At 37.3% G+C, this 16438-nt stretch carries 17 protein-coding genes; 4 read left to right on the top strand and 13 right to left on the bottom strand.

Annotated elements, in window-relative coordinates; translation table 11 throughout:
• The first annotated feature begins 628 nt into the window (after positions 1–628).
• Both AC0VX1_RS10080 and AC0VX1_RS10075 read left to right on the top strand, forming a co-directional pair.
• The gene (locus AC0VX1_RS10080) at positions 629–1027 is read left to right on the top strand and encodes a DoxX family protein (RefSeq protein ID WP_095679715.1); all 399 of its coding nucleotides are present in this window, start codon (positions 629–631) and stop codon (positions 1025–1027) included.
• 688 nt (positions 1028–1715) lie between these two features.
• Entirely contained in the window at positions 1716–2102 is a 387-nt protein-coding gene (locus AC0VX1_RS10075; protein ID WP_475471032.1) for a hypothetical protein, read from the top strand.
• A gap of 743 nt (positions 2103–2845) precedes the next feature.
• Here AC0VX1_RS10075 and AC0VX1_RS10070 read toward each other — a convergent pair.
• From AC0VX1_RS10070 to yneA, 10 genes are all read right to left on the bottom strand, one after another.
• Positions 2846–3967 carry an NADH-dependent flavin oxidoreductase gene (locus AC0VX1_RS10070; protein ID WP_475471030.1) on the bottom strand — a complete coding sequence of 374 codons (1122 nt, stop codon included), beginning with the start codon at positions 3965–3967 and terminating at the stop codon, positions 2846–2848.
• Positions 3968–4049: 82 nt separating this feature from the next.
• Complete coding sequence (trxA, locus tag AC0VX1_RS10065; RefSeq protein ID WP_034312928.1) at positions 4050–4364, bottom strand: thioredoxin; 315 nt, start codon at positions 4362–4364, stop codon at positions 4050–4052.
• A gap of 49 nt (positions 4365–4413) precedes the next feature.
• A complete protein-coding gene (locus AC0VX1_RS10060) occupies positions 4414–4797 on the bottom strand; it encodes an IDEAL domain-containing protein (protein WP_048685971.1) in 384 nt (127 codons plus the stop codon).
• A gap of 100 nt (positions 4798–4897) precedes the next feature.
• Complete coding sequence (locus tag AC0VX1_RS10055; RefSeq protein WP_034312932.1) at positions 4898–5317, bottom strand: RrF2 family transcriptional regulator; 420 nt, start codon at positions 5315–5317, stop codon at positions 4898–4900.
• Positions 5318–6133: 816 nt separating this feature from the next.
• Positions 6134–6349 (bottom strand): YneF family protein, encoded by a 216-nt coding sequence (locus AC0VX1_RS10050; RefSeq protein WP_034312934.1) that lies wholly within the window; start codon positions 6347–6349, stop codon positions 6134–6136.
• A gap of 84 nt (positions 6350–6433) precedes the next feature.
• On the bottom strand, positions 6434–6874 hold the full coding sequence (gene sirA, locus AC0VX1_RS10045; protein WP_133345361.1) for a sporulation inhibitor of replication protein SirA: 441 nt from the start codon (positions 6872–6874) through the stop codon (positions 6434–6436).
• A gap of 295 nt (positions 6875–7169) precedes the next feature.
• Positions 7170–9173, bottom strand: coding sequence for a transketolase (gene tkt / locus AC0VX1_RS10040; protein WP_475471027.1), 2004 nt, complete (start codon positions 9171–9173; stop codon positions 7170–7172).
• 229 nt (positions 9174–9402) lie between these two features.
• Positions 9403–9636 carry a DUF896 domain-containing protein gene (locus AC0VX1_RS10035; protein WP_034312941.1) on the bottom strand — a complete coding sequence of 78 codons (234 nt, stop codon included), beginning with the start codon at positions 9634–9636 and terminating at the stop codon, positions 9403–9405.
• 65 nt (positions 9637–9701) lie between these two features.
• Positions 9702–10358 carry a YneB family resolvase-like protein gene (locus tag AC0VX1_RS10030; protein WP_034312943.1) on the bottom strand — a complete coding sequence of 219 codons (657 nt, stop codon included), beginning with the start codon at positions 10356–10358 and terminating at the stop codon, positions 9702–9704.
• Between the two features lie 19 nt (positions 10359–10377).
• Complete coding sequence (gene yneA, locus AC0VX1_RS10025; RefSeq protein ID WP_034312946.1) at positions 10378–10689, bottom strand: cell division suppressor protein YneA; 312 nt, start codon at positions 10687–10689, stop codon at positions 10378–10380.
• Between the two features lie 154 nt (positions 10690–10843).
• On the opposite strand from yneA, the gene lexA reads away from it, so the two are divergent.
• A complete protein-coding gene (gene lexA / locus AC0VX1_RS10020) occupies positions 10844–11467 on the top strand; it encodes a transcriptional repressor LexA (protein WP_034312948.1) in 624 nt (207 codons plus the stop codon).
• A gap of 478 nt (positions 11468–11945) precedes the next feature.
• On the opposite strand, the gene AC0VX1_RS10015 is transcribed toward lexA, so the two are convergent.
• Positions 11946–13478: an esterase/lipase family protein gene (locus AC0VX1_RS10015; RefSeq protein WP_475471748.1), complete on the bottom strand. Its 1533-nt coding sequence runs from the start codon at positions 13476–13478 to the stop codon at positions 11946–11948.
• Between the two features lie 731 nt (positions 13479–14209).
• On the bottom strand, positions 14210–14434 hold the full coding sequence (locus AC0VX1_RS10010) for a helix-turn-helix transcriptional regulator (protein WP_268573482.1): 225 nt from the start codon (positions 14432–14434) through the stop codon (positions 14210–14212).
• A gap of 134 nt (positions 14435–14568) precedes the next feature.
• Between AC0VX1_RS10010 and AC0VX1_RS10005 the strand changes: the two genes are divergently transcribed.
• On the top strand, positions 14569–15207 hold the full coding sequence (locus AC0VX1_RS10005) for a LexA family protein (RefSeq protein WP_475471024.1): 639 nt from the start codon (positions 14569–14571) through the stop codon (positions 15205–15207).
• Positions 15208–15560: 353 nt separating this feature from the next.
• On the opposite strand, the gene AC0VX1_RS10000 is transcribed toward AC0VX1_RS10005, so the two are convergent.
• Positions 15561–16250 carry an N-acetylmuramoyl-L-alanine amidase gene (locus tag AC0VX1_RS10000; RefSeq protein ID WP_475471022.1) on the bottom strand — a complete coding sequence of 230 codons (690 nt, stop codon included), beginning with the start codon at positions 16248–16250 and terminating at the stop codon, positions 15561–15563.
• Positions 16251–16438 lie beyond the last annotated feature (188 nt).

The following is a 16438-nucleotide window of genomic DNA, read 5'->3' as shown; positions in this document are numbered from 1 at the left end:
GCAACACCCTACACACCACATATGAGTATTTTCGATTATCTAAACACCTTAAGTAATGGCGGCCGGTTCTTAATCAATTCCTTAACTGGTATTTCCAAGTCGGCGGCCTCAATTGATTTCATATATAATGATTACGAGTAAATGCGCGGAATTCACGAGTAAATCAGCTAAACTCACGAGTAAATAGAGCGAATTTACGAGTAAATCGTGTAAATTCACGAGTAAACGCAATATTTACGAGGGCAACAGCTAAATTTACGAGTAAATAGAGCAAATTTATGAGTAAATCAACTAAATTCACGAGTAACAGTGTGAAATTCATGTGTAAGATGTATGTAGCAGGAGGCATTCGTTTAAGAGATATCCCTTACAAATAAAAGGAATGGTTTTTTCTACCTAAATATATTTATTTTCAAATTCAACCTGGAAACCTCACCTGTCCTCGTTCCTTTTTCTAAAGCAATCATTTTAAATTTACATGATAAAAATTGTGTTTGACAAATCGATCAAAAAATATTATCTTTAATTAAAGATAAATTAACTCGAGATAATATCACTGTATTTTTTTAAACATAAATCTCGAATTAAAGATATCTAAATTCAAAATAAACTCTAGGAGGAATCATAAATGATTGGTATTGGTTTATTAGTTATACGCTTAGTAATAGGGTTATCGTTTGTTGGACATGGAGCTCAAAAATTATTTGGGTGGTTTGGCGGTCACGGCTTGAAAGGTACAGGAGGCTGGTTTGATTCAATTGGGATGAAGCCAGGAATTACCATGGCCCTATTTGCCGGTCTATCTGAACTTATAGGCGGAGCGTTATTTGCTTTAGGTCTCCTTACACCCTTTGCAGGTATATTAATTGCACTTACAATGCTCGTTGCAATCGTTAAAGTCCATGGAGCAAATGGCTACTGGGCAACTCAAAACGGTTATGAATATAATCTTGCCATTCTTGCAGTGGCGATTGGCGTTGCGCTAACCGGAGCTGGCCCATACTCTCTTGATTCCTTTCTATTTTAAGGAAGCTTGGGTTTTATAATCCCTATATTATGAAAAACACGGAGTTGGCTATAACCACTCCGTGTTTTTACTTTTTCCCCATTATTCAGAGATTTTTCTAGTGGTTATCAAAGCTTATAACTGAGTGAAAGTTACTTCGAGTATAGTTTACATAGGTTGTCCCATATTTAAATTAGATGGTTTCAATATTAAAATGCAAACTACCTAAGCATCACTCTTGTACAGTAATTTTCACAAAGGAGTTGGAATAATGCCATTAATATAGAGTACCATCGAATCCTATTCTTTATGTTCCTAAAATGGAGAATATTGGATTGAAAACAATAGTTCCTAATATGAAATATCTTGTCTAAAAACTAAAACTCATGTTTAGGAATAATAGAGTACAGTAATAACGAGAATGATCATTACCTCATGTTTTTTATTTCCGGTGTGTCCTCAATGAATCAAAAGAAACGCTATTTTTTTATAGAACTAAGTTATATATATTCCCTCAGAGACAGTTAAAGTGCTCCTATCCCATCCTGAAGATAATAGAAATCCATGGTTCTTTAATTCGTTCCTATGGCTTTCAGTATACAAACGATAAGTCGGCAATACTCAAGAAGAATCCGAGGATTTACCTGTTGAAGTTTCAAGACGATTAATTGAAGAGGAGGCTAAAGTTATAGATTCTGGATCGAAATTTATGGTTATATATGATTTAGAAGTTACAAAACCAGGGCAAATCAGCACTTTTGCATCAATTGCTGCAACAACTTTAAAAATAGGAGGAACTGTATATAAAGTAAAAAGTGATCGTTCAAAAGAAGATAAATTTTATATATACGGTAACTTTCAATGGCTAAAAACACCTTCATTTACTTTAGTGGATAAAATGTCAATTGGTTTCCCTTCAGGTTCAGGACTATATCTGCCAACAAGTGGAGGGAAAGTAAAACAACACCAGCACAGATATTCTCAAGATCAACAAAGAAATGGACGTTGGATTGATTATGCAATCAAGTATTCTCCAAGTAATTGGGAACCAAGTGCTGGTATGGCTGGTTCATATGATATAAGGGCTTCTACTTAAAACCAAGCATAAAGGGTATATCGGACAATACGTATATGTTCCTACATCAAAAAATGGTAAAATAAACATAAAAATATCATATGGTCATAAAAGAATTTCTGGTACGCCTTCTGTGTCAGTTTATCCGGCTGGTTTATCAATTACACCAAATAATACTACAGATACAAGGTCATATGCATTAACGCTGTCTTATTGATCTGTTGTTAGATTGGGGGGACCATGAGGCAAATTATTATTAATTTCATTTTCATTCTAGTCATATTAGTAATTTTATTTTTTATCTTTAGCTATGATGCATCTTTAGATAGTGATTATATGTTGTCTCTTTTACTTATCATTTCTCTGCAAATATCTTTGATATTAGCTATTCTGTTAAAAAGAAGGTAACACCAGAAGAGCAACCATTAATTAATGGTTGCTCTTCTGGTGTTAACTAGCGTCCTTCCTACCTTTTCCACGCGTTCCGTAAAGAAAGCCCTTTTCCTCACCAAAATTCCCAAGTGTATCTGCGGTTGAGGCTTAAGTGCTAGTCAATAAAAATTCTAAACTTTCCCCTGTTTTATTTCCGAATCAGCTTAGAAATAGAATGCTCAGTTATTCATTCGGACTCAATTTAAAATCACTATTTAGATTCTCATTCATATAAATGACTTTTCCATACATAAAAACCCGGATAAGAACACTTTTATATGTGTTTCTTAACCGGGTTATATAACCAAATCAGTACTTTTACGAACTTTTATTTATTCAATCCCCGGAAACCATCCTGGAGTGTGGATGATCGCTTGCCATAATGGGTCTGGAATATCAAGTTGCTGCTGATTTTCTTTGTTTATTTTGGTCACGATTTCAGCTTCCCTGCCTTGTTCCACTTTTTGTACCCATTCAGGATCAATTATGATTTCACGCCCTAATGCAATTAACGGAACCCCCGATTGCAATGCTTTGATCGCATTATCTGCTGTATAGATGGAACCAACACCAATTAATGGAACTTGATCTCCGATACGTTCTTTAATGATCTCTATCCGAGGTCGGTCAACGTCGGTTCCCCGTCTTGCTTTCGACCAGAAATCCATTAATGATACATGAAGATAATCCAGATCCTTTGTTACAAGCCCATCAATTAATGCAAGTGTATCATCCATTGTGATTCCTGGTGTTTCCGGTTCTTCCGGTGAAAAACGGTAACCTACGATGAACGGATCCTTGGCATGGTTGGCAACCGCCTTTTTCACTTCATCCACAACCGCTAATGGAAAAGTCAGGCGCTTTTCAAGAGAACCGCCCCACTTGTCTTCACGACGGTTCGAATGCGGCGAAAAGAATTGCTGTAGCAAGTAACCATTTGCACCGTGAATCTCGACACCGTCAAATCCCGCTTCAATGGCACGTCTGGTGGTTTCACCAAAGTCGAGAATGATCGATGCTATTTCCTTTTCAGATAGTGGACGTGGAACTGCTTTCCCTTCACCTTCCGATGGGATGTTGCTTGCACTGACAACATCACCATTTACCAATTCGGGTGGAACCTCTCGGCCGCCATGAAAGATCTGGAGAATTGCCTTTGCCCCTTTCGCTTTAATCGCTGATGCCAAACGACTTAGACTAGGTATCAATTCATCCTGATCTCCGCCAAATTCCCCGTGAAAACCTTTGCCATTAGCCGTCACGTAAGTACATGCCGTTATAACCATGCCGACCCCGCTTGACCGACGTTCATAATAGTTGACTTCCGCATCGGTTACAGTCCCGTCAGGATTAGAAGAGAAATTTGTCATAGGTGCCATCACCAATCGATTTTTCACTTCTAATTTTTTTCCTAAATTGAACGATTCAAATAATGGTGTATATTTAGAATTCATTTAGCAATCCTCCATTTAGTTACCCACCCTGTTGGCTGGTATAAGTCCTTAATTAAATATCATCCGCGTATTATGATTATAATCATGCATACTTTGCGATTAATGCCGAAATGGCTTCTTTTGGCTGGAAGCCAATAGCTTGATCTACCTTTTCTCCATCTTTGAATAGAATCAGAGCTGGAATTCCCATCACTCCATATTCGCTCGTCGTATCTGAATTTTCATCCACATTAAGTTTAACGATCTTAACCTGATTACCCATTTCCTCATCTATTTCATTAAGAACTGGGGCAATCATTTTACACGGACCGCACCATGGAGCCCAAAAATCAACCAATACTAAGCCTTCCTTGATTTCACTAGCAAAATTATCATCTGTAACATGTTCTATTGTCATGATCATTTCCTCCTTGTATTATCCGAAATATTAATGATCTTTACTCATACTATTTAAAATCGAGTTTTGCGATTCTATTTCCCGGGATTTGAACCTCTGATTTCCGGGCAGTTATTTTCGGGTGGATTTTGATGGATTCCAATTTACCGGATAACTCCATAAACCATGTTTCATCTTTAGAAAGTAAAGCCAAATCAATTAAGGCCAAAAGATGAGCTTCGTTACTGATTTCTAGATCCGGCAGTTTTTCAGTCCATTTACTCGGAATCCAAATCGATTTCCCAACCGCTTTTTCATTGTCACTTTCAACTACATTCACTTTAACGATTTCTCGATTATCGCTTACGGTTTCAACGAAACCATGGATAAGTTCCCCATCTCTTGATTTTCCCTGTACCCAATCCCCATTCTTGAACAGATTGTTTTCAACCATTTTCTTAGCACCCCTTTTATGTTCATTTAATATTAAATCTATAGTTATTAACTGTATTAATAAAATATACATTTTGTGCAAATAAAAAACTAAATCAATATCACGGACATTGTTTAATTTTTTCCAAAAATGTGCTGAGAGTTATATCTTCTAAATATTTTTCAAAATATAATTCAGCTTCATCAAATATTTGATCCATGACTACCTGGGTATTTGAAGATATGACACATTTTTTCTCCGGATCACCGGTACACCACTTTGGTTTCAGGGTTCCATGTGAGACCGCTATATAAATATCCGCCAAACTTACCTCTTCAGGGTTACAGTCTAGAATATAGCCTCCGCCCACACCTTCTTTAGTCTTAACAAATCCCTTTTTCCTTAAGCTGCTCATCATTTTCCGAATCCTAGCCGAATTTGTACAAACGTTTTCTGCGATGGACTCACTGCTTGCCATATGATCTGGTAGATAAGCTAAATAGACCAAACTATGCACAGCTATTGTAAAATCACTATTCACTTTACGTATCCTCCTCAAGGAGATTACTGTAATATTAATATTTACAGTTGATAAAGTCAACTCAAAAACCTCAACAGCTTCCTCCATTATATTTGATCAATTTAGTATTGCAGTGAAATCCCCACTTTACGCTTTTAATATTGCCCAAGTTAATGAGCCTTAAAGTAAGACTTGGTGGCAATATTCATCCCTTAATTATAGATACACTAAATTGACAACGAATCCATTCTTTCTTCATGAATGGTGTTTCTATTTACAAACATTCAAATAAAAAACACCCGATTACTCGAATGATTACTTTAATCAATTTTAATAATCACTAACTCATTAATGGTTTAGCGCTTAAATAAAAAGATTAATAGAAAAGATTTATTATTTTTTACATTTAGATTTCAATCTGAATTTTGATTCCCATTTGTTGTCTTTAAATTTACATTTGTGTTCAAATTTAAGTTCACACATAGGAAAACACACCTTACATTTTTTTACAAAATCATTTATCATTCTAACCACCCTCCTTAATACTATATATGCATCTTTTGATAGAAAGTGTGGACAAGTATAATTTTTTGGCGAATATACTTTCCAAATAAAAAAGCCTCACATAGATGGAGGACTTACATTATCATTCCAAAACAAAAACCACCTTTTCTGAATCATTCATTCAGAAAAAGTGGCTTAAGAAACAAAAATGAAAGATAAACCAAAATTTTATATAAAATCGGTAGAAGGATTAGACTAAATCCATTTCGATATTATATAAAATTTTGCATCCAATCTTCCAAGAACATTGATATATCAAGGTTTCATGCTATCTTATTTTGTTTGTTGTTTATTCATGGCGCTCATCATCTGATTAATTTTCTTTTGGGATGGTTTCATACCCATTTGCATCATCATCATTTTCAACATTTGTTCGTTAATTGGCGGATTTTTCTTTAAGTAATCCATCATGTATTTACGAGCGATGAAAAATCCCAGCACTACTCCAGCAATCAATGCCAGTACGCCAACTAGAATGTAAACCCACATACTATTTCCTCCTTCATGTTGTCTAACATCAGTGTACTAGACCAAAGGTTATTATACAATACCCGCTACCGAAAAGTCCCCCATTTAGACAAATTTTCTTTCTTTTATCGGTTTTAACCAACCGTATTTTTCATGTTCAAAATCAATGGCCAGAAAACTCGCTTCATATTTTCGAATACTTTCAAAGAAAGCCGTTTCCGCTTCATAGTCTCCTTCAGCTTTAAGAGTAATGGAATCATTCTGAATGATTAAAACGGCTTTACTTGATCCGTTTGTTTTTTCTAAATAGTATTTTCCATTTTGAGTCCAATAATTCATCTTTTTTTGCAAACGTTGTTCAATAGCTAACTGCAACTGGATAATCGGGACTTTTTTGGTGACATATTCGATTTGTTTTTGCAAAATACTCTTTAGTCTGCCCCTTGCTTGAATATATTCCAAAAACAAATTGAAAAATAGCTTTTCTCTTCCATAATAATGATGGGCAAATTCATCTTCGATTAAATAAATTTGATAGGTTCTCATCAGCCAATGCCTCCTAGCTTTCCTATTTTGGTACGAAACATCTAACCACCAGCACCCTGTCCACTATTTTCCACTATTGATGACTTTCCCCTTTAACTGACACATTTAAACGAAATTTATTTATTCTCATTATATATTGACAAACAAAAAAGATATGTTGTTTGCTGGAGAAATTTTCTTCTTTTTTTGTCGAATGGAAAATTTCCTTTAGTATAGAAGCACATTCAATATATAATAGGACTCTTTTGATAAAAAAACTGACACCAATCTAGTTGGTGTCAGTTCCGCATTATTGTTATTTAAGCATTTCTTTAACAATAGCTACTACATTTTCTACAGTGAAACCGAATTCCTCCATGATTTTACCGCCTGGTGCAGAAGCTCCAAAATGATTGATGGCCAATATTTCACCCTCATCACCTGCATAACGATCCCAGCCAAACGGTGAAGCCACTTCGATAGCTAAACGTTTTTTCACTGCCGGATTGATTACGCTTTGTTTATATTCTTTTGATTGAGTTTCAAATCGGTCCCATGATGGCATGCTGATTACCGCAACATCAATTCCTTCGTTCGCTAAAGCTTCCTGTGCTTTAACAGCCAAGTTCACTTCGGAACCAGTCGCAAGAAGTAATGCATCGGCTACTTCTTTCTTAGAAGCAGAGATGATGTAAGCACCTTTTGAAACACCTTCATACGCAGTTTCGGAAGTGCCTTTTATTGTTGGCAATCCTTGACGAGTCAGTACAAGAGCAGTTGGTTTATTTGTAGACTCCATAGCCACTTTCCAGGCTGCTGCCGTTTCATTGCCATCAGCTGGACGGATTACCCCTAGGTTAGGCATTGCGCGCAATGATGCTAATTGTTCGATTGGCTCATGAGTCGGTCCGTCTTCCCCTACAGCAATGCTGTCATGGGTGAACACATAATTAACAGGGAGTCCCATCAGTGCTGCCATTCTTATGGCAGGACGTAGATAATCAGAGAATACGAAGAATGTTCCTCCATATACTTTTAAGCCACCATGAAGTGCCATTCCATTTAAAGCCGCACCCATAGCGAATTCACGTACACCGAACCATATATTACGGCCACTGTAATTACCAGGTAATAGATCTGTCTCACCTTTGATGGCAGTATTATTAGACCCGGCTAAATCCGCAGAACCCCCAATGAAGCTAGGGACCTTTTTGGCGATCGCATTCAGTACTTCCCCACTTGAAGCACGGGAAGCTAATGTCTTACCTTCTTCATAGACTGGAATTTCCTGATCCCATTCAGCAGGCAGTTCACCTTTAATTGCAAGCTCCAATTGCTGTGCTAACTCAGGATGTGCTTCTTTGTAATTTTTAAACAATTCATTCCAAGCTTCTTCTTTTTGAGCTCCTGCATCAACAACAGCTTCATTGAAGTGTGAATACACTTCTTCAGGTACATGGAAGTCCTCTTCGAATGTCCATTTGTATGCTTCTTTTGTCAATTTAAGCTCATCTGCACCAAGCGGAGCGCCGTGAACGGCAGATTTACCTGAACGATTTGGTGAACCGTAACCGATAACCGTTTTCACTTCGATTAATGTTGGGCGTGCTTCGTCGGTTTTCGCTTCTTCAATCGCTTTAGCAATTTCCTGAAGATCATTGCCATCCTCAACGCGGATATATTGCCATCCATAAGATTTGAACCGGTCTGCTACGCTTTCACTAAAGGATTGACTTAAGTCGCCGTCAAGGGAAATATCATTAGAATCATATAAAACAACAAGTCTTCCCAGTTGTAGATGTCCAGCTAATGAAGCGGCTTCTGCAGAAACACCTTCCATTAAATCTCCATCTCCACAAATGCTATATGTATAATGATCGACCACATTATAAGAATCGCGGTTATAGCTTTCTGCCAAGTGACGTTCAGCCATTGCCATTCCGACCGCCATTGCGATACCTTGTCCAAGCGGCCCGGTAGTTGCATCCACACCAGCCGTATGTCCGAATTCAGGATGTCCTGGAGTTTTACTGCCCCATTGACGGAAGCTTTTCAAATCATCGATAGATAAGCCATAGCCCGATAAATGAAGAAGGCTGTATAACAGCATAGAACCATGTCCAGCTGAAAGAACAAAGCGATCTCTATTAAACCAATCTGGATTTTTCGGGTTATGGTTCATATATTCGGTCCATAGTTTATACGCCATTGGCGCTGCCCCCATTGGCATACCTGGATGGCCGGAATTAGCCTTTTCAATTGCATCAATTGATAATGTACGAATCGTATTGATTGAAAGTGCATCTAATTTATCTAACATATTGTAAAAACATCCCTTCCTGTAATGTACCTCTTTATATTATAGTGACAAGCATAATATCACAACTAAAATCACTATTTAATGCCCCAATATTACAATTTTCTAGGAATAAGAAGTCACCTATTTAGATTAAACTAAATCGGAGAATACATACATGAATGCACTCTCTTTTTACTCCAAAATGCCAAAGAATCCTCAAATGGAATATTCCATCAGAAGAATCCAAGCATTAATGTAAATTTCGTTTTTCTTTTATATTTTTTATCTTTTGAGGAGTGACGTCATTACCCTCTGGATCCACGACTTTCACATGCTCCAACGTGTCGGACATGGATTTTCTGAATGTTTCCAAATACTCACTTCTCAATTGGGTTTGCTCTTTCGCTTCAACTTCCGTCAAGCCTTCACCCTTTGCCTTTTTAGAAAGTTCATTTATACGGGCTATTTTTTCTTTTGATAACATAATTTCGCTCCTTCATAATCTGCGGATATTGTCATGGTATTAAAAAAAAAGCGAAATTACAAGTTCTATGATTTACTTTCCTTTGTATTCATTTGATGTTCGAGAAAACGCCTGTTCACAGTAGCCTTAGATACATTGTATCCAAAGCCCCTTAATGTGGCTGCGATTTCTGAGAATGTTAACCCATTGGCACGCAGTTTAATAATTTCTTCAATAGGAATCTCCATACGGTCCCTTCCAGTGGAATTCCTTTGATTCTGAAGATTTTTTTGAGGACGGTACCCTTTTTCAACGGCTCTCATCATTCCGCGCTTTATTTTAAGATTATGTAGTTTCCTTTGATATTCTTCTACAATGCCCACTATCTGAATGACCATGGCATCCGAATCCGATAACTCCAGCTCCCCATCGTGTGAGAGCGTATAAATTTTCACATCTTCTTTAAGGATGACATGGAAAAGGGCTATTTTGGCATTCCCTCTTCCCAGTCTTGTTTCATCCTGGATTAATAGCACTTCAGCTTCTTTGGTTTTAAATAGTTCGAGCATGTCAAAAATGCCATCCCGATTCAACTCATAACCACTTGCCTGTTCTTTTATAATGGAGACAACTTCCACATCCATCTTTTCAGCCAATTTGACTAATTCATCTTCCTGCCTTGCCAATGATGTTTCCTGTGACTCTTTTTCGGTGCTGACCCTACAATAGATTACCGCCTTCATAATACCCTACCTTTACTACTTACTGCTCACTGGCCAAATTCTGGACAAGTTCTTCCCCTTTAACCGGTATGACAATGACTTGTCCAGGCTTTATCGAATCCGCACTGACTCCATTATTCTCTTCTATCCAACCAATGAATTCTTTTTTTGTCAAATTTGATTCTTCATATTCTTCGGCAATTCCCCATAGGGTGTCACCCTCGCTTACTTCTATAGAAAGGAAATCCTTTTTTTGATCATTGTTCAATGTACAAGAGAATAAAATTGAAAAGATGAATACTGATCCCGCTAATAGAATCGTATAAATATAATTTTTGTATAATTTTTTCATGATAATCCCTCCAAAGCGAATGTTCGTTCGTATGTTATGATCAAATTATAATACGAACGTTTGTTTCAGTCAACAACAAATTCGAACTTATGTTTGTATAGAGATGGGGGCCATGCTATAATGTAGCAAAGAACATTGGGGAAGAGGTGCACAAATGACAAAACTATCAAAACGGCAGCAAGATATTCTTGATTTCATTAAAGAAGAGGTCCGCCAAAAAGGGTATCCGCCTTCCGTACGGGAGATTGGCGAAGCAGTGGGACTTGCATCAAGTTCAACAGTACACGGACATTTATCCCGCCTGGAAAGTAAAGGCCTTATTAGACGTGACCCAACCAAGCCAAGGGCCATTGAAATAATGAATTTGGAGGAAGCGAACAATATTCCCAAAGTCAATGTCGTGAACGTGCCGTTACTTGGAAAAGTAACAGCGGGCATGCCGATAACGGCCATTGAGAACATTGAAGAATACTTTCCGCTTCCCGAAAGCATGGTTCCACATGATGACCATGTATTCATGCTGGAAATCATGGGTGAAAGTATGATAGAAGCTGGAATTCATGATGGAGATTATGTCATCGTGAAACAACAAAGCAGTGCCAATAATGGAGATATCGTCGTGGCGATGACGGAAGATGATGAAGCCACTGTAAAACGATTCTTTAAGGAACCGGATTACATAAGGCTTCAGCCTGAGAACTCAAATATGGAACCAATTATTTTACGAGATGTTTCGATACTTGGAAAAGTAATAGGCTTATATAGACAAATACACTAAAAGCGCTTCCCGCGCTTTTTTTGTTTGTTTAATTTATGTCCAGAATTCTCTCAATATGCATATGGAAGAGTAGATATTGAAATATTTTTTAATAGAATCTAGTTTCATGGGAATTTATACATCCTTTATAAGGGATGAAAGTTATACTATCGCCTTTCTGGTAATATGTACTTTGGAAAAAAGCTCATTGAAATAAAAAAAAGAGGATTTAAAATCCCCCTTTAATAAGGTTTAGATCGACCAAGTCATTCCACTGTTGAATCTGCACTTGTTGACAAGCATTTGCAAGTGCAGGGAAAAAAATACATATATTTATTTTCCCCTGATAACAAACTTCCAACCATATCCATCAGAGACCCGTTGAATTAATACTTCAATAAGTAATTACGACCTGGCTGTTTCCATTGGCTGAATTACCATCTCCCTAGTTAGCCCTACCATCAAAATAATGCCTCCTCAACTAAGAGAAGGCATTTCGTTATTTCTCAATATAGACCGAACGAATCAGCGTCCGGGTTCTTTCAGTACCATCCACATTTTTTTCCTTAACATCTATTGTTACATTATAAACACCTGACTTAGGTACTTCTGGAAGGGTGCCAGTAAAATTTTCAGTATCCATTGCCTTAATTGAGTTTTTTTCACTAATTTCATTACCGGTTTCATCTATCAGATGAACCAAAAATGTTGTACTGATTGGTCTTTTTTTATCATTCATTGGATTCTTTATTAAAAATTTTGCATCTTTTTGCTTAACTTTACCGGCCATACTTAATGTAATGGGATTCTTTTCGTTAAATTGTGCTGTGAACAGGAAGGCGTCTTTTGGCGATTTAGTCTTCATTCGTACTTTCCAGTCACCAATTTCAAGGTTATTTCTGTAGAATGATTGGATGGTTGCACCATTAAAAAAGGAAGTTTCATTTTTTGCTGAATGAACCTTTAAGGAAGGTGAATACTTTTTATTGGATGGAGAAATCAATTCAACCTCGACATCATTTGAGGCTGTATATATGCTTAAATTACCTGGGGCAGCTTCATTTACATGGAAGCTTTGTTCGACCCAGACATTTTGTTTCAGGACATCACCCAGAACGGTTTGAGCGAGTGCGGTTGTAATGACATCATCTTCGACTCGTTCTTTATAATTGACATGATATGCAGGAATCCCAGCGGTGGATGTGCTTTTTAAATAGGGTTCAATTCTTGAAAATACAGCCGAGCCAACTCGAATATTGTCGTGATCAAAGTTGGGATCCGAAAATAAATGTGTTGCATAGGGTATTTTTGTACTCCATACATTCACCAGTCCATCATTTTCGCCATATGATGATAAATATTGTCCCCCCATTGATAAGGCTGATAGTACCGGGCCTCTGTTCATACCTGCCACAGTGAAATACAAGTTTTTACGAGAGTTGACATGGTTATCCGTGACAGAACGAAATTCAGCCATTTTACCAACTTGTAAAGAATAAGTTCCCTCATCTTTTTGACCTAATAAGGAACCAAGCCAGCCCGCATACCAGCTATAAGCCAAATCAGCTAAGTGAGAACCATGATGTGGGGAGGCTAAAGTGATCACCCTTCCAACATATTGATGTGCTCCATAGTGGACTAGAGCCGCTTGGGTGTCTGGGCCCCCTTTGCTGTGCGCTATAATATTTACTTTTTTGCCCCCGAAATGGTTACTGATTTCTGAAAGCATTTGAGCTAAAAGCCTTCCATTGGCATATTGGCTCACTGACCCATTTCCAGCTGAATCATGAAGCTGAACAAAAACCGTTTGGTAGCCAGCTTCATACGCTTTGGTATACATATCATTGACACCATGATATTCCGTTTCGCCATACCAGCTGGTTGAACTGCCGTTTTTCCCTTGAACAAACACGATCGGTGGTTTGTTTGTATCAAGATTGGGAGGAATACTTCCAAGAAACCAATCCCCTGGACTGAAAGTTTCGGAGGGCGGTTTCAATTTTCCTGCTGAGGAAATGTCTGGCTTTGCCATAAATAATATGGTTAGAATGAGCACAAGAAAAACGACATAATTGATTACATTCCTTTTCAAGGGTTATCTCCTCCAATATCATCTGGAATTTTTTTGAACTCATCCAATTACCAATGCCCAGCTTCCATAGCCTTCATTAGTATATAATTGTACTTTTGCATACCATTACCTGCTATCTTCATAAAGATGGGAGAAAAAAACTAGAAGAAGTTTCATTTATAATAGAGAAAAAGTATGAAGATTTGACTTCCATTCATTTATGTATGTGTCTTTTTCATTTTATGAAGACGTGCTTTGGAGAAAACGGAATGCTGCCAATTCACGAAAATAGAGAACAAGCCCTTATCCTGCATAGGATAAGGGCTTGTTCATCCAGATTAACTTTTCCTTCGAATTTGCCATTGTCCATTTGCTCCTATTCATGGTGTTCAGAAGTCCGCCCTAAACATTAAGTAAATAATTTTCTTTAACGGCAATTGGCTGTCATTATTGGAATCTCAGTAACAATCGTATATTTGCACAAGAAGATTGGATTTGTACACCTTTTACTCCATACACGTATTTTACAAATGTTCTAATGTCAGCAGCTCCTATGCAACTTCAAAAGAATTATTTTCCCTTTCCTCTTTGTTCCCCCTTTCCATCGTTACTTGAATCTTGTCCTATGGAAGTCAGGATTGTATGGATTCAAATGGCCACTCTGTTGAGGAAATGCTGGTTCAATTGAAGTTTTAACTACATTTAAAGTGTAGGTTAGGGTCAAAAAAAATGATATCGTCAATCGAGAATCCTACACATTCAGCAAATAAATAAGCCTTATCGATTCGCAAAGGAATCTTATATTGCTCATAGTCAATGTAAGTCCTCTTGGCCATCTTCAGCACTTTAGCCATTTCATCTTGAGTTAATCCTTTATACTTCCTGGCTTGTTTAAGTGTGAACTTAACGCTTGTCATATCTTGTCACCCCCTATCTAAAAAAATAATATCACACTTGAAGTATAGTTACCAACATTTTTTCGCAAAATTCACGCACTTTTCGTTTACTCACTTTCACTCATAGTGTATATTCAAGTAAGAGGTGAAGAAATATGCACATTGGTGAACGGATTAAAATTTTAAGAAAAGAAAGAAAAATGACACAAGAAGATTTGGCAAAAGTATTAAAAGTAGCTCCTACGGCAGTATCAGCTTGGGAATCCGGACGGAATAAACCTTTAATGGATAAATTGAGCATGATGTCCACTTGTTTTGAAATACCGCTATCCCACCTCATTGAAGGAGCGCCTATCGTTAGAAATAATCCTGGAATGGAATTCCTAAATGAAAAAAATGTAAGATTAATTGGTGTCTACGGAAATATCCCCGCTGGAGAGCCTAATTTCACCAACGAATATATAGAAGCGTATATGCCGACATTAAATTCGATGCTTAAATCGGATAAAGAATATTTTTTCCTTAGAGTGAATGGCAATAGCATGAATAAAGAATTCAGAGACGGATCATTGATTCTCGTTGAAAAAACAACCTACCTTGATAACGGGAAAATTGGAGTGGTCTTGGTAAATGGACACGATGCTACGGTCAAAAAAGTGAGAATCAATGAAGAAAACATCATACTCACTCCCTGCAGCACGGATCCTTTTTATGAAGAAAAAACCTATAACATAAAAAATGATAGAGTCCGTATTTTAGGAAAAGTGGTTCAAGCCATTAAAATATACGATTAATATCCAACTCGAGGGTTTCTTACGGGAAGAAAGAAAATAAATGAATAATGAGCAGCCATACATAGATTCAATTCTTTTAGTTTATCAACTTAATTGCTGTTGCATTTTAGGTACAAGCCATCATGGTTTGTGCTTTTTAGTATTGTCCTTTTATTTGTCTTTACATTAAATCCATTTAAATTTGTGTCAGCCCATAAAAAAGGCATACCTTACATACGGAAGGACCGAATCAGGACGGCAGAATGTAGAGTTTTTCATTACATGCATATTCCTGAATCAAAAAGGCCCCTCTCTTTTTGAGAAGGGCTTACTGTGTGGTGTGCTTCTAAAAGGTATAAATAATTATTAATTATTCATTTCACCCGCAGTTTCTGGTTAACCGTAATGGTGTACTGACTGTCAAGACCGTTCCAATCTTTAATTTGCTGAACCGTACTGCCATAAGAATTGCTTAAGGAATATACTGTATCCCCACTAACGACAGTGTGGTATACAGCTGTACTTTTCTTAGTTAGATTGAAGCATTTAACTAAACCGTTTACATGTCCGCGAGCCAGTGATTCGATAAAGGATGACGTTTTCAACTTTGCTGCGTCATTTACATTATCGATAAATCCATTTTCAGTCAGGAGTGCAGGCATGTCCGTTTCACGGAGTACATGTAAATCTCCTGTTTTTTGTCCTCTGTCCTGGATGTTGATAAGCTTCATGACCTCTGAATGAATATGATCTTGATACGTTTTCGTTATCTGGTTAGTAGACGTATAAATGTAATCCTCGTACCCGGTTCCTCCGCCGGCATTAATGTGGATGGAGAGAAAAAAGTCAGCTCCCCACGCGTTCGCTGCATTCGTACGATCGTTTAAGGTGGGGAAGGTATCTTGGGTTCTGCTCATTTTCACAGAAACGTTATTATATTCTATCAATAAGATGTCTTTAATTCGGGTTGCAATGTATAAAGTTAAATCCTTTTCTCTCAATCCATTCCCGACCGAGCCTGGATCCGTACCGCCATGGCCGGGATCAATAAATACTTTCACCATTTCTATCACCTCTATTAATCTTATGTTACGTATTAACAAATGCTTGTACACATAACTATCGGATTTAAGAAATTCTGCCGTTCTCAAAAAAAAAAAACACCCCCTAAAGGTGAAGTGGCATTATATGATGACATTCGCCCAATGGTGGGGAATTCTCTGAAAAAGACTTTCTCTATTTTTTTACTTTG

It is taken from the genome of Peribacillus sp. QJM3NY_7 (assembly GCF_056173225.1).
This window is presented reverse-complemented; position numbering and strand designations above follow the sequence as displayed.

Excerpts from the sequence above, each read along its gene's own strand:
- AC0VX1_RS10060 (WP_048685971.1), bottom strand. The coding sequence starts at position 4,797 with ATGGTTGAAAACAATCTGTTCAAGAATGGGGATTGGGTACAGGGAAAA.
- AC0VX1_RS10080 (WP_095679715.1), top strand. The coding sequence starts at position 629 with ATGATTGGTATTGGTTTATTAGTTATACGCTTAGTAATAGGGTTATCG.
- AC0VX1_RS10015 (WP_475471748.1), bottom strand. The coding sequence starts at position 13,478 with ATGGCAAAGCCAGACATTTCCTCAGCAGGAAAATTGAAACCGCCCTCC.
- trxA (WP_034312928.1), bottom strand. The coding sequence starts at position 4,364 with ATGACAATAGAACATGTTACAGATGATAATTTTGCTAGTGAAATCAAG.
- AC0VX1_RS10005 (WP_475471024.1), top strand. The coding sequence starts at position 14,569 with ATGCACATTGGTGAACGGATTAAAATTTTAAGAAAAGAAAGAAAAATG.
- tkt (WP_475471027.1), bottom strand. The coding sequence starts at position 9,173 with ATGTTAGATAAATTAGATGCACTTTCAATCAATACGATTCGTACATTA.
- sirA (WP_133345361.1), bottom strand. The coding sequence starts at position 6,874 with ATGAGAACCTATCAAATTTATTTAATCGAAGATGAATTTGCCCATCAT.
- AC0VX1_RS10000 (WP_475471022.1), bottom strand. The coding sequence starts at position 16,250 with ATGGTGAAAGTATTTATTGATCCCGGCCATGGCGGTACGGATCCAGGC.
- AC0VX1_RS10075 (WP_475471032.1), top strand. The coding sequence starts at position 1,716 with ATGGTTATATATGATTTAGAAGTTACAAAACCAGGGCAAATCAGCACT.
- AC0VX1_RS10070 (WP_475471030.1), bottom strand. The coding sequence starts at position 3,967 with ATGAATTCTAAATATACACCATTATTTGAATCGTTCAATTTAGGAAAA.
- yneA (WP_034312946.1), bottom strand. The coding sequence starts at position 10,689 with ATGAAAAAATTATACAAAAATTATATTTATACGATTCTATTAGCGGGA.
- AC0VX1_RS10035 (WP_034312941.1), bottom strand. The coding sequence starts at position 9,636 with ATGTTATCAAAAGAAAAAATAGCCCGTATAAATGAACTTTCTAAAAAG.
- AC0VX1_RS10010 (WP_268573482.1), bottom strand. The coding sequence starts at position 14,434 with ATGACAAGCGTTAAGTTCACACTTAAACAAGCCAGGAAGTATAAAGGA.
- lexA (WP_034312948.1), top strand. The coding sequence starts at position 10,844 with ATGACAAAACTATCAAAACGGCAGCAAGATATTCTTGATTTCATTAAA.
- AC0VX1_RS10030 (WP_034312943.1), bottom strand. The coding sequence starts at position 10,358 with ATGAAGGCGGTAATCTATTGTAGGGTCAGCACCGAAAAAGAGTCACAG.
- AC0VX1_RS10050 (WP_034312934.1), bottom strand. The coding sequence starts at position 6,349 with ATGTGGGTTTACATTCTAGTTGGCGTACTGGCATTGATTGCTGGAGTA.